Below are 12,863 nucleotides of genomic sequence, written 5' to 3'. Positions count from 1 at the left end.
GATGCGCCCCGAGTTCACCCGGATGGCTCAGCCCGCCTGCCGTGCGAGCCGCGCCGCCGAGCGGTCGAGCACTGTGGAGCGCTCGAGCAGGTTGCCTTGGAACAGGTCGAAGCCGAGCTCGCGGCTGTGACTGAGCATCCAGTGCCGCTCGACGAACTCCGCGATCAGCAGGGCGCCGTAGGAGCGTGCGAGCTCGACCACCGGGAGCCCCTCGACGTCGAGGTCGCGCACGTCGATCTTCACGAAGTCCGCATGCGGCAGCAGCAACCGCTGGTCCGGCCGGCTGATGAACCCGGGGATCGCGACGCGGTAGCCGCGCTCGCGTAGCCGGCGGACCCCTGCGACCACGGCGGCGTCCACGTCCACGCTGTCGGCGATCTCGATGACGAGCCGGTCTGGGCGGGCGGGGATGGGCAGGTCGCCCACGAGGTAGCCGCGTGGCATGCGCACGAAGAGCCACCGCCCGTGCGCGGCGTGCTCGAGGTCGCTGCGCCCAAAGGTGGCCCGGAGCACGTGCGCGGTCGCGCGCTCGTGCTGCAGGGGGGTCCAGGGTGTGGTCGCGGGGTCGGGGGATCCCGGGGCCCGGAACGAGAACTCGTAGCCGAAGGGGCGCAGGCGAGGGGTGAAGATCCCCTGGCGGCCCACGAGGACTTGCTCGCGGGCCACATGGCGCGCCCACTCGTCGCGCAGCCGCTGCGGGACTGCCGCGTCCACCGCTGCGGCCAGGGCGGCGGAGGTGTGCTCGTCAGTGGTCATGTCATCTATGACAACACATACACTGGGCTATGACACTCGCCCTTCCGCGTGACATCGCGAGGAATCCCGACGGCAGTCCTCCGGGTGCGCTGGAGATCTATGTGCGCGACTCACCCAATCGGGGTGCAGTTTGCCCCAGACGCGCGGGGCGGCTGGCCTCTGAGGGCACTGTGCGGTCACTATGTGCGTGACAGTAAGTCAGTCCACTGTGACAGGAGATCACTCGTGACCCGCACCCTGAAGGCCCTTTCCGTCCTCGCCGTCGCCTCCGTCCTCACCTTCGGCGCCTCGGCTGCCGCGCACGCCGGTGAGGTCAGTGTCTTGTCGGGCGCGACGGGATGTTGCCGCATCATGAAGTGAGCGAGCCACATCGCTGAACTGTGCGTCGCGAACGGGCGTCGACCGCGTGTCGGCGCCCGTTCTGTGTTCCAGTCCAGTAACAATCCCCCGAATGGCGACGGACAGCGGTGTCCGTCACAGGTAAAGTGACTCGTTATGACCACGATCGCTGACCGCGTGCGCCAGGCACGCCTCGCCGCCGGGCTGTCGCAGACCGCCCTCGCCGGGGACGCGTTCTCGCCGAGCTATATCTCGTTGATCGAGGCGGGGCGCCGGGAGCCCACCGGCGCCGCCCTCGCTGTGCTCGCGGGCCGGCTCGGGTCCACTGTGGAGTACCTCAAACACGGCGACGACGGGCCGAACGAGGCGCGGACCAAGCTCGAGGTCGACTACGCCAAGCTCGAGTTGTCATCCGGGGAGTCCTCGGCCGCGCTCGCGCGCCTGAGCCGGCTGGACTTCGACTCGGTCACCCAGGCGCTGCGCGTCGACGGGCTCCTGACGCTGGCGCGCGCGCACGAGTCGCTGGGCGCCCTCGAGGAGGCGGTGGCGATCCTTGAGCCGCTGCTCACCGACGCCCGGGCCCGCGGCCACCACATGGACGCCGCGATCGTCGCCACCGGCCTGGTCGCCTCCTACCTCGAGGCCGGCGACCTGCACCGTGCCGTCGAGATCGGCGAGCGCACGCTGCGCGACCTCGACGGTGCGACGCTGGCCGGCACGGACGAGTACCTGCGACTGGCGTCCACCGTGCTGTGGGCCTACGTCGAGCGCGGCGACCTGCTGTACGCCACGCACCGGGCCGCCGAGCTGATCCGGCAGGCAGAGGAGCTCGGGAGCCCGCGTGGCCGCGGCAGCGTGTACTGGAACGCCGCGGTCGTCGCCGAGCACCGCCGGGACTACGAGCTCGCGCAGCGCTACACGGAGCGGGCGCTCGCGCTTCTCGGTGAGGGGGAGAGCGGTCGCGACCTCCCGCGCCTGCGGCTGAACTACGCGTGGCTGCTGCTGCGCAGCGACCCGGCGGAGCCGCATGAGGCACTGCGCCAGCTCGACCGCGCGATCCCGGAGCTGCTGGCCAGCGGGTCGGAGATCGAGCTCTCCCGCGTGGATGTGGAGCGCTCGCGCGCGCACCTCGTGCTGCACGACCCGGTGCTGGCCGAGGCCTGCGCGCGGGACGCGATCGCGCGGCTCGGCGAGCAGCCGCGCCTGGAGACTGCGGTCGCCCAGCTCGCGCTGGGGGATGCGCTCTACGCCCGGGAGGACGTCGCCGGGGCGACGCGGGCGTACCGATGGGCCGCGGACATGCTCGGCATGATGTCCGCGAACCGGAAGTCGGCAGCGGCCTGGCGTGAGCTCGGCGACCGCTTCATCGGGAACGGGGACGTCGCGGGGGCAGCACACGCCTTCGACCGCGCGCTCCGCGAGGCGGGTATCCGGCCCGCCGTGCCAGCTGTCCTCCGGGAGGTGTGGAACGCGGGGGTGTGATCCCGCCGACCGTCGGACATGGCGAAGGCGTCACCCCGCAGGGGGGGTGACGCCTTCGTTGGTCCTAGGTGAGGCTCGTCAGAGCGACGAGACCGCCTTCGCCAGCGCGGACTTCTTGTTGGCAGCCTGGTTGGCGTGGATGACGCCCTTCGAGACGGCCTTGTCGAGCTTGCGCGACGCGGTCACGAGGGAAGCCGCAGCGGCCTCCTTGTCGCCACCGGCGACGGCCTCGCGGACTCGACGCACGTGCGTCTTGAGCTCCGACTTGACCGCCTTGTTACGCAGGCGCGCCTTCTCGTTGGTGCCGATGCGCTTGATCTGAGACTTGATGTTCGCCACGTGTGGACTTTCTGGTGTGTTCGCCTGAGCGATCGATGAGGTCGTAGAGGGCTTGTCCAGCGCCGGGACTTGGGCGTGGGGATACCCGCGGAGAGGAGCTGGACGAGTGCCCGCCGACCTGGGCGGACACGCGAGTCCCCATCCTAGCAGTTGAACTGCACGTCACAAGGCGCGCACGACCCTGTCGAAGACTGCGCGGTCGAGCACGGCGCCCTCACGTCGGACGGCTGCCGGGTCGATCCTCAACACCCGGTCGAGCCGGACCTCGCTGGGCCGGCCTCGCGGATCCCAGCCACCGGCCCCGATATCCGCCCAGCGGCGCCCGTGCCGCGCCTCGTCCGCCGCGTCCAGGTCGTGGTCCTTGCTCGACAGCATCAGCGCCAGCAGCATGCGGCCATCGCGGCCGACGATCAGCACGGGCCGGTCTTTGCCCCGTGAGGGGTCGTCCTCGAAGGGCACCCACGTCCAGACGACCTCGCCCGGATCGGCGTCGCCGTCGAGCCGAGGAGCGTACTCGGGCCGGACCGTGCCGCTGAAGTCCCCGGTGGCCGGACGTCGCGACGTGGCGGGGGCGCGCGGCGGGGTGGGGCGCGCGGGCGTCGAAGGGCGGGGCGCGCGGGCGCCCCGCAGCACCGACTGGAGCGCGCGCCGCCATCTGCCGTGGGTCACGCGCCACACTCTAGAACTGGCGGCTGGCGACGGGGGAGCGGGGCGGGCGATGTCACACGCGCGTCACACGGCAGCGGTACGTTCCGCACATGGCGGACATCTTCGACGACTACCCGGTCGGCCTCGCCTGGGACGAGATGCTCGACCGGGGCGGCGAGGTGCGCCCCGCCTACGGCAACGTGCACTCGGCGCTGGCGCAGCTCTCGGCCGACGACTTACGCGCACGGGCCGACGCCCTGGCCCGCTCGTACCTCGCCGAGGGGGTCACGTTCGACCTCGCCGGGGAGGAGCGCCCTTTCCCCCTCGATGTCGCGCCACGGGTGCTGACCAGCCAGGAGTGGGACCAGGTCGCGCCCGGCGTGGCCCAACGGGTGCGCGCGCTCGAGGCATTCCTCGCCGACGTCTACGGTCCGCAGAAGGCCGTCGCCGACGGCGTGGTGCCCCGCGGCCTGATCGTCTCCTCCACGCACTTCCACCGAGCGGCCCGGGGGATCCAGCCGCCCAACGGCGTGCGCGTGCACGTCTCGGGGATCGACCTGATCCGCGACGAGGCGGGCACGTTCCGGGTGCTCGAGGACAACGTGCGGGTGCCCAGCGGCGTCAGCTACGTGCTGTCCAACCGGCGCGCGATGGCCCGGACGTTCCCCGAGCTTTTCGCGACGCTGCGCATCCGGCCCGTGCAGGACTACCCCCGCCGGCTGCTCGCCGCCCTGACCGCCGCGGCGCCCGCCGGCGTGGACGACCCGACAGTCGTGGTGCTGACCCCGGGGGTGCACAACAGCGCCTACTTCGAGCACTCGCTGCTCGCGCGGACCATGGGCGTGGAGCTGGTCGAGGGCCGCGACCTGTTCTGCGCGGGCGGCCGGGTGTGGATGCGCACCACCAAGGGCCGGCGGCGCGTCGACGTGGTCTACCGGCGAGTCGACGACGACTTCCTCGACCCCGTCGCGTTCCGCTCCGACTCGCTGCTGGGCAGCCCGGGGCTCATGACATGCGCGCGCGCCGGCGCCGTGACGATCGCCAACGCGGTGGGCAACGGCGTCGCGGACGACAAGCTCGTCTACACCTACCTGCCCGAGCTGATCCGCTACTACCTGGGGGAGGAGCCGCTGCTCGCCAACGTCGACACCTGGCGCCTGGAGGACCCGGGCGCCCTGGAGGAGGTGCTCGACCGGCTCGACGAGCTGGTGGTGAAGCCGGTGGACGGCTCCGGGGGCAAGGGCCTGGTGGTGGGGCCGCAGGCGGGCCGACGCGAGCTCGACGCGCTGCGGGCGCGGCTGCTGGCCGACCCGCGTGGGTGGATCGCCCAGCCCGTGGTGCAGCTCTCCACAGTGCCCACGCTGATCGGCGACAGCCTGCGCCCGCGACATGTGGACCTGCGCCCGTTCGCGGTGAACGACGGCGAGCAGGTGTGGGTGCTGCCCGGCGGGCTGACCCGGGTCGCGCTGCCCGAGGGGCAGCTCGTGGTGAACAGCTCGCAGGGCGGCGGCTCGAAGGACACCTGGGTGCTCGGCGACGCGGCGGCCCGCCGCGGGGCCCCGCGCGAGGTCCCGGCGCCGACCACGCCGCAGGCGCAGGCGACGTCCCCCGTGCCGATCGACGCCAACCCCACCGACGACCTGCACGCGCAGGCGAGCCAACAGCAGCAGGCCCTCGCCGAGCCGGCGCCGACGCAGGAGGCCTCATGCTGAGCCGCATCGCCGAGTCCCTGTTCTGGATCGGCCGCTACGTGGAGCGCGCGGACGACACCGCGCGGCTGCTCGACGTGCACCTGCAGAACCTCCTCGAGGACCCGTGGTCCGAGGACGACCTGGCATGCCGCTCGCTGCTGTCGGTGATGGACCGCACCGACTTCCCGCCCGGCGTCCGGGTGGGGCGCGAGCTGGTGCTCGACGTGCTCGCCTACGACCGCCGGGCGCCCGCGTCGATCGCCGGGGCGCTCACGGCCGCTCGGGAGAACGCCCGACGCGCCCGCGAGACGGTGTCCACCGAGCTGTGGGAGTGCCTCAACACCACCTGGAACCAGCTGCCCGCGCAGGTGCGGCCCGGGCGCCCGCACGACTACTTCACCTGGGTGCGCGAGCGCGCGGCGATCGTCGCGGGGCTCGTCGACTCGGTGACGTCCCGGGACGACACCTGGCAGTTCATGGTGCTGGGCCGCTCGCTCGAGCGCGCCGACATGACGGCGCGGCTTCTCACCACGCGGGCGCTGGCCGGGGAGTCGGGCCCGGGGTGGACCACGCTGCTGCGCTCCTGCGGCGCCCATGAGGCGTATCTGCGGACCTACCGGGGGATCGCCTCCGACGAGCGGGCGGCGGGCTTCCTGCTGCTCGACAGGCTGTTCCCGCGCTCGGTGGTGCACGCGCTGGGCCAGGCGGAGGCGTGCTTGGCGGCGCTCGAGCCGGTAGCGGACCGATCGGCGGTGGAGGACGCGCGCCGGCACCTGGGGCTGGCCCGCACGAGCCTGGAGTACCGGCCGCTGCTCGAGGTCCTCGACGGGCTCCCGCAGGAGATGGAGCGGGTGCAGCGGGCGTGCTCGGCGGCCTCCGACGCCATCCGTGGCCGCTACTTCCCGACGGGGCACCTGACGACGTGGGTGGGTGAGGCGCTGTGAGCCGGCTGCACGTGGTGCACACCACCGAGTTCCGCTACGCGTCGCCGGTCACCGCCTCGTACAACGAGGCGCGGATGACGCCGCTCTCGCAGCCAGGGCAGGCAGTGCTCGAGTCGCGGCTCGACGTGGCGCCGATGACCTGGGCCCACGAGTACCGGGACTACTGGGGCACCGCCGTGACGGCGTTCGAGGTGCTGACCCCCCACGAGTCGCTGCAGCTCACGGCCGAGCACCGGATCGAGGTGTCGGACCGGCCGGCGCCACGCCCGCCATGCTCCTGGGACACCCTGGGCGCCCCCGACCTGCGGGACAGGCTCGCCGAGTTCCTCGCCGACACCGCGACGACGCTGGCGCCGCCCGACGTCGCCGAGCTGGCCGCCCGCGTCCGGCACGGCCGCGAGCCGCAGGAGGCCGCCGTGGCGATCTGCGACGCGCTGCGCTCCGAGGTCGAGTACATCCCCGGCACGACATCGGCCCACACGCCGGCCAGCGAGGCCTGGGCCGCGCGCAGCGGCGTCTGCCAGGACATGGCGCATCTGGCCGCGGGGGCGCTGCGCAGCGTCGGGCTGCCCGCCCGGTACGTGTCGGGCTACCTGTACCCCCGGGGCGACGGCGCCGTCGGCGAGACGCTGGTGGGGGAGTCGCACGCCTGGATCGAGTGGTGGGCGGGCGACTGGCACCCCTACGACCCGACCAACCGCACACCCGCCGGGCGGCATCACGTGGTGCTGGCGCGGGGGCGCTCCTACGACGACGTGCCGCCGCTGCGCGGGATCTACGCGGGAGCGAGCACCCAGGACCTCGACGTGCGGGTGCGGATCACGCGCGAGTCCTGAGGGCCCGCCGGGTCGCCGGGACGCGCTGGGACTGGCCGGCGGTCGGGAGCCCGAGCGCGTGCTCGGGCTCCGGGTGCCCGAACAGCCAGCCCTGCCCATGCGTCCACCCGTGGGCGAGCGCGAGGCGCCGCTGCTCCTCCGTCTCGATGCCCTCGACCACCCCATGGCTCGACAGCGAGTCGACAAGCGCCGCGATCGCCGTGCTGATCCGGTCGCAGGCGCCGCCGTCGCCGAGCCGGATGGTGAACGAGCGGTCGAGCTTGAGCCCGCGGATCGGGGCCTGCAGCACTGAGGACAGGGCCGAGTAGCCCGTGCCGAAGTCATCGAGGACGAGCACCACGCCCAACTCGGTGAGGCGGTCCAGGTCGGCGCGCGCCAGGTCGGTGGCCTGCAGCACGCCGCTCTCGGTGATCTCGATGCCGAGCCGGTCACCGGACACCCCCGCCTCGGCGAGGGCGTCGGCGACGGTCCGGGCGAGCCCGCGCGCGCCGAGCCCCTCGTCGCTGCGGCCGATCTGCCGCGGCGAGACGTTCACGTACACCCGGCCCGGCAGCTCGGGGTGGCGGGCGAGGAAGGCCACGGCCTCTCGGATCACCCACGCGCCCAGGCCCACGATCAGGTCGGTGTCCTCGCACACCTGGATGAACTCGCCGGGCAGCAGCAGGCCGCGCTCGCGGTGCTGCCAGCGCACCAGTGCCTCATGCGCGATGACCTCGCTGCTGGAGAGCTCGACGATCGGCTGGTAGTGCAGCACGAAGTCGCCGCGCTCCACGGCGCCGCGCAGCTCCGCCTCGACGGAGATGCGGTGCAGCGCCTCGCGGCGGTACTCGTCCTGGTAGACCTCCCAGCGCGCCCGGCCGGACTGCTTGGCCACGTAGAGCGCCGTGTCGGCGTCCCGGAGCACCCGCTCGGCGTCGCGGCTGCCGTCGTTCACGGTGAGCCCGGCACTCAGCCGGGGGAGCACGTCATGCCCGCCGACGTGCACCGGGGCGTGGACCACGGCGAGCACCGCGTCGAGCAGCTCGCCGGCGTGCTCGGCCGAGGTGACCTGCTCGAAGACCATCACGAACTCGTCGCCGCCCACCCGGGCCACTGTGTCGCCGGGGCGGATCGCGGAGCGCAGCCGGTCGGCCACGACCCGCAGCAGCAGGTCGCCCGCGTCGTGGCCGAGGGAGTCGTTGACCCGCTTGAAGTCGTCGAGGTCGGCGAACACGACGGCCACATGCCCGGGGGCGTGGCGGTGCTGCTGCAGCGCGTGCGCGAGCCGGTCGAGCAGGAGGCGGCGGTTGGCGAGGCCGGTCAGGTGGTCGTACAGCGCGCGCCACTCGAGCAGGTCCTGCGCGCGGCGCATCTCGGTGATGTCCTCGAGCTGGTGCCACAGGTGCAGCGGCTCGCCCGCCGCGTCCCGCACGACGGTGACCGTGAGGCGGGTGTGCAGCAGCGTCCCGGCGCCTGTGATGAACCTGCGGCCCATGGTGACCGCGCTGGGGGAGTCCGCGGTCCCCTCCAGCAGCCGTGAGATCTCCGCGCACCCGGACTCGCGCTCGTCAGGGTGCGCGAGCTCGTCGAGCGTGCGGGTGAGGAGCTCGGCGGGACTCATGACGAGCGAGCGGGCGAGCGCGGCGTTCGCCCGGATCAGCCGGCCGTCGAGGCCGATGAGCGCCATGCCGATCGCCGCGTCGTCGAAGGCCAGGCGGACCATGTCGCCGTGCGCGGCCAGCGTGCGGGCTTGCACCACCTCGGTGGTGGCGGTGTCGACAGTCATCAGGAGCGCGCCGGGCTCGGCGGGCAGGTCGACGGGGGTGGCGGTGACCCGCAGCCAGGTGGGCTCGTCGTCCCCCTGGGGAATCCCGACCACCGCGCTGGCGGGCTCGCCGGTGCGCAGGGCGACTGCCGCGGGCAGCTGGTCGGCGGGGACCTGGCGGCCGTCCGGCGACCAGGCCTCGGGGCCGGCCTCGCCGAGCACCACTGTCGCGAGGTCAGCGGGGGAGTCGCCCAGCACGTCGCGAGCGGCGGCGTTGGCCCCCAGCACGGCTCCGTCGGGGGCCGTCAGCAGCACGCCCACCGGCAGCGCGTCGACCAGATCTGCCGACAGGGTCAGTCGCGAGGCGGTGGAGGCGGCTCGGGCCTCAGGAGGGTCCTGCTCGGTCACCCTGTTCGTATCGGCCGTTCGGCGCCGGACATGAAGCCCCTGGGCGGATTCGTCGAATCGCTTGCCCCGTCCAGGACTACGCGGGCGCCGGATCGGGGATTGGCGCGCGCATGGGACCATGGGACCAGTCGTCCCCGTCCACACGAACCCGGAGCGCACACGTCTTGTCCCCGATCCCGAGCGCCACGAGCATGCAGCGCATCCAGCCGGCCGCCACCCCGCCCGAGCTGCTGCGCAATTTCTGCATCATCGCGCACATCGACCACGGCAAGTCGACCTTGGCCGACCGCATGCTGCAGCTCACCGGAGTGGTCGACTCCCGGGCCATGCGCGCGCAGTACCTCGACCGGATGGACATTGAGCGCGAGCGCGGCATCACGATCAAGTCGCAGGCCGTGCGCATGCCGTGGGCCCTCGAGGACGAGTCCGGCACGCTGACGCCCTACGCCCTCAACATGATCGACACCCCGGGGCACGTGGACTTCACCTATGAGGTCTCGCGGTCGCTGGCGGCCTGCGAGGGCGCTGTGCTGCTGGTCGACGCCGCGCAGGGCATCGAGGCGCAGACCCTCGCGAACCTGTACCTGGCGATGGAGAACGACCTCCAGATCATCCCGGTGCTCAACAAGATCGACCTGCCGGCGGCCCAGCCGGAGAAGTACGCCGAGGAGATCGCCGGCCTGGTGGGCTGCGACCCCGACGACGTGCTGAAGGTCTCCGGCAAGACGGGTGTCGGCGTCACCGAGCTCCTCGACCGCATCGTGCAGCGCGTGCCCGCCCCGCACGGCGACCCGGACGCCCCCGCCCGCGCGATGATCTTCGACTCGGTCTACGACACGTACCGCGGCGTCGTGACGTATGTGCGCGTCGTCGACGGCAACCTCAGCCCGCGTGAGCGCATCGTGATGATGTCGACCCGCGCCGCCCACGAGCTCCTCGAGATCGGCGTGACGGCGCCGGAGCCCGTGCCCACCCAGGGCCTGGGCGTCGGCGAGGTCGGGTACCTCATCACGGGCGTGAAGGACGTGCGCCAGTCCAAGGTCGGCGACACGGTGACCAACCAGGCCAAGCCGGCCTCGGAGGCGCTGGGCGGCTACTCCGACCCGAAGCCGATGGTCTTCTCCGGGCTGTACCCGATCGACGGCTCCGACTACCCGGTGCTGCGCGACGCGCTCGACAAGCTCAAGCTCAATGACGCGGCGCTCGTGTACGAGCCCGAGACGTCGGTGGCGCTCGGCTTCGGCTTCCGCGTCGGCTACCTGGGGCTGTTGCACCTGGAGATCGTCCGGGAGCGGCTCGAGCGCGAGTTCAACCTGGACCTCATCTCCACCGCGCCCAACGTCATCTACGACGTGACGCTGGAGGACCGGTCGGTGGTCACCGTCACCAACCCCAGCGAGTTCCCCGGCGGCAAGATCATGGAGGTCCGCGAGCCCGTGGTCCGCGCCACGATCCTGGCCCCTGCCGAGTACATCGGCGCGATCATGGAGCTGTGCCAGCAGCGCCGCGGCGACCTGCTCGGCATGGACTACCTCTCGGCGGACCGCGTGGAGATGCGCTACCAGCTCCCGCTCGCCGAGATCGTGTTCGACTTCTTCGACCAGCTCAAGTCGAAGACCCGCGGCTACGCCTCGCTCGACTACGACGTCACCGGCGACCAGGCCGCCGACCTGGTCAAGGTCGACATCCTGCTGCAGGGCGAGCAGGTCGACGCGTTCAGCGCCATCGTCCACAAGGACAAGGCCTACGCGTACGGCGTCATGATGACGGGCAAGCTCAAGGACCTGATCCCGCGCCAGCAGTTCGAGGTGCCGATCCAGGCCGCCGTCGGCGCGCGCGTGATCGCGCGCGAGACGATCCGCGCCATCCGCAAGGACGTGCTGGCCAAGTGCTACGGCGGCGACATCTCCCGTAAGCGCAAGCTCCTCGAGAAGCAGAAGGAGGGCAAGAAGCGCATGAAGACCATCGGTCGCGTGGACGTCCCCCAGGAGGCGTTCATCGCCGCGCTGACCTCGCAGCAGACGGAGACCAAGGACAAGAAGTGATCGCCCGTGCCACCTGCTCTTCCTGACGGCGACACCCCGCCCGACGACGGCGCGCTGCCGGCCTCAGCGGCCGTGGGCGCGCAGGACCGGGCGTTCGGGGTGTACCTGCACGTGCCGTTCTGCACGGTGCGCTGCGGGTACTGCGACTTCAACACGTACACCGCCACGGAGCTCGGCGGCGGCGCGAGCCAGGCGTCCTACGCCGAGACGGCGCTGCGCGAGATCGAGCTGGGCGGCCGCGTGCTGGCCGGGCTGCCCCAGCGGCCGGTGTCCACGGTCTTCGTCGGCGGCGGCACCCCGACGGTGCTCCCGCCCGGCGACCTGGCCCGCATGCTCGACGGGGTGCGCTCCACCTGGGGCCTGGCCTCGGGCGCCGAGGTGACCACCGAGGCGAACCCCGACTCGGTGACCCCCGAGTCGCTGGACGCGCTCGCCGCGGCGGGCTTCACCCGCGTGTCCTTCGGGATGCAGTCGGCCGTGCCCCACGTGCTCGCGACGCTGGAGCGCACGCATGACCCGGCCCGGATCCCCGACGTGGTCCGCTGGGCGCGCGAGGCGGGCCTCAAGGTGTCGCTCGACCTCATCTACGGCACTCCCGGCGAGTCCCTCGACGACTGGCGGGCCAGCGTGGAGTCCGCCCTGGCGACGGGCGTCGACCACGTCTCGGCGTACGCCCTCGTGGTGGAGGCCGGCACGAAGATGGCCGTGCAGGTGCGGCGCGGGCTCCTGGACCTGCCCTCGGAGGACGACCAGGCGGCGAAGTACGAGGTGGCCGACGACCTGCTCGCCGCAGCGGGCCTGCGCTGGTACGAGGTGAGCAACTGGGCGCGCACCGACGCCGACCGCTGCCAGCACAACCTGGCCTACTGGCGCGGCGACGACTGGTGGGGCATCGGCCCCGGAGCGCACAGCCATGTCGGCGGCGTGCGGTGGTGGAACGTCAAGCACCCCCGCGCGTACGCCGCGCGGCTGGAGGCGGGGCTCAGCCCGGCGGCGGGCCGTGAGGTCGTCGCGGGCGAGTCGGCGCAGCTCGAGCGGGTCATGCTGGGCGTGCGCCTCGCGGAGGGGCTGCCGCTGGAGGACTTGAGCGCGTCCGCGAGGACGGCCGTCGCGGGGCTGGTGGCCGACGGGCTGCTCGACGGCGCGGCCGCCCTGGGCGCCGACGGCCCGCGGCGGGCGCTGCTGACCCGGCGGGGCCGGTTGCTGGCCGACGCCGTGGTCCGGACGCTGACGGACTGAGTCGCACAGACGACTGTGGGCCCCGCCGATCGGCGGGGCCCACAGTCGTCTCGCTGATCAGGCGCTCAGGAGACCATGCGGATGTTCACCGGGTACCGGTACCACTGGTACCGGTTGGCGGCGACGGCGGCGAGCACCATGAACACGAAGCCCGCGATGCCGACGGCCCACACCAGGGGGAACAGGAGCCCGAAGGTCACGCCCGTGAGGATGAGCGACACCACGTAGGCGATGGCCAGCGTGATCTGGAAGTTCAGCGCCTCCTTGGCCTGGTTCTCCAGGTAGGGGCCGCGCCCCCTGAAGACGAGCCAGACCACGAGCGGCGCGACGAACCCGAGGACGAGCCCGCCGAGGTGGGCGAGGATCGCCCACGACCGCTCCTCGTCGGGGGG

The 12,863-nt window shown here is 72.6% G+C and carries 12 protein-coding genes; 7 read left to right on the top strand and 5 right to left on the bottom strand.

The window, feature by feature from the left end:
* Window positions 1-27: 27 nt before the first annotated feature.
* Window positions 28-756, bottom strand: a complete 729-nt coding sequence (locus QUV83_RS17505; protein WP_289566212.1) for an EAL domain-containing protein — start codon at window positions 754-756, stop codon at window positions 28-30.
* A 225-nt stretch (window positions 757-981) separates the two neighbouring features.
* Between QUV83_RS17505 and QUV83_RS17500 the strand changes: the two genes are divergently transcribed.
* Together QUV83_RS17500 and QUV83_RS17495 are read left to right on the top strand one after the other, a co-directional pair.
* Window positions 982-1,116 carry a hypothetical protein gene (locus tag QUV83_RS17500; RefSeq protein WP_289566211.1) on the top strand — a complete coding sequence of 45 codons (135 nt, stop codon included), beginning with the start codon at window positions 982-984 and terminating at the stop codon, window positions 1,114-1,116.
* 135 nt (window positions 1,117-1,251) lie between these two features.
* A complete protein-coding gene (locus QUV83_RS17495; RefSeq protein ID WP_289566210.1) occupies window positions 1,252-2,577 on the top strand; it encodes a helix-turn-helix domain-containing protein in 1,326 nt (441 codons plus the stop codon).
* A 78-nt stretch (window positions 2,578-2,655) separates the two neighbouring features.
* Here QUV83_RS17495 and rpsT read toward each other — a convergent pair whose 3' ends face one another.
* Together rpsT and QUV83_RS17485 are read right to left on the bottom strand one after the other, a co-directional pair.
* Complete coding sequence (gene rpsT / locus QUV83_RS17490; RefSeq protein ID WP_289566209.1) at window positions 2,656-2,916, bottom strand: 30S ribosomal protein S20; 261 nt, start codon at window positions 2,914-2,916, stop codon at window positions 2,656-2,658.
* A gap of 162 nt (window positions 2,917-3,078) precedes the next feature.
* A complete protein-coding gene (locus tag QUV83_RS17485) occupies window positions 3,079-3,585 on the bottom strand; it encodes a type II toxin-antitoxin system PemK/MazF family toxin (protein ID WP_289566208.1) in 507 nt (168 codons plus the stop codon).
* 89 nt (window positions 3,586-3,674) lie between these two features.
* Between QUV83_RS17485 and QUV83_RS17480 the strand changes: the two genes are divergently transcribed.
* The 3 genes from QUV83_RS17480 to QUV83_RS17470 are packed head-to-tail and all read left to right on the top strand — an operon-like array spanning window position 3,675 to window position 7,035.
* Window positions 3,675-5,276 carry a circularly permuted type 2 ATP-grasp protein gene (locus QUV83_RS17480; RefSeq protein WP_289566207.1) on the top strand — a complete coding sequence of 534 codons (1,602 nt, stop codon included), beginning with the start codon at window positions 3,675-3,677 and terminating at the stop codon, window positions 5,274-5,276.
* The gene (locus tag QUV83_RS17475) at window positions 5,270-6,199 is read left to right on the top strand and encodes an alpha-E domain-containing protein (RefSeq protein ID WP_289566206.1); all 930 of its coding nucleotides are present in this window, start codon (window positions 5,270-5,272) and stop codon (window positions 6,197-6,199) included. The genes QUV83_RS17480 and QUV83_RS17475 overlap by 7 nt, the downstream gene beginning before the upstream one ends.
* A complete protein-coding gene (locus QUV83_RS17470) occupies window positions 6,196-7,035 on the top strand; it encodes a transglutaminase family protein (protein ID WP_289566205.1) in 840 nt (279 codons plus the stop codon). Before QUV83_RS17475 ends, QUV83_RS17470 begins: the two co-directional genes overlap by 4 nt.
* On the opposite strand, the gene QUV83_RS17465 is transcribed toward QUV83_RS17470, so the two are convergent.
* Window positions 7,019-9,187 carry a putative bifunctional diguanylate cyclase/phosphodiesterase gene (locus QUV83_RS17465; protein WP_289566204.1) on the bottom strand — a complete coding sequence of 723 codons (2,169 nt, stop codon included), beginning with the start codon at window positions 9,185-9,187 and terminating at the stop codon, window positions 7,019-7,021. The genes QUV83_RS17470 and QUV83_RS17465 overlap by 17 nt on opposite strands.
* Before the next feature lie 191 nt (window positions 9,188-9,378).
* Between QUV83_RS17465 and lepA the strand changes: the two genes are divergently transcribed.
* Together lepA and hemW are read left to right on the top strand one after the other, a co-directional pair.
* The gene (lepA, locus tag QUV83_RS17460; protein WP_289566203.1) at window positions 9,379-11,232 is read left to right on the top strand and encodes a translation elongation factor 4; all 1,854 of its coding nucleotides are present in this window, start codon (window positions 9,379-9,381) and stop codon (window positions 11,230-11,232) included.
* A 6-nt stretch (window positions 11,233-11,238) separates the two neighbouring features.
* On the top strand, window positions 11,239-12,471 hold the full coding sequence (gene hemW / locus QUV83_RS17455) for a radical SAM family heme chaperone HemW (RefSeq protein WP_289566202.1): 1,233 nt from the start codon (window positions 11,239-11,241) through the stop codon (window positions 12,469-12,471).
* Window positions 12,472-12,536: 65 nt separating this feature from the next.
* Here the strand turns inward: hemW and QUV83_RS17450 are convergent.
* The coding region (locus QUV83_RS17450; protein ID WP_289566201.1) for a DUF4870 domain-containing protein at window positions 12,537-12,863 on the bottom strand (327 nt) is incomplete at its 5' end.

The organism is Cellulomonas cellasea (assembly GCF_030372105.1).
Lineage (GTDB): Bacteria > Actinomycetota > Actinomycetes > Actinomycetales > Cellulomonadaceae > Cellulomonas_A > Cellulomonas_A cellasea_A.
This window is presented reverse-complemented; position numbering and strand designations above follow the sequence as displayed.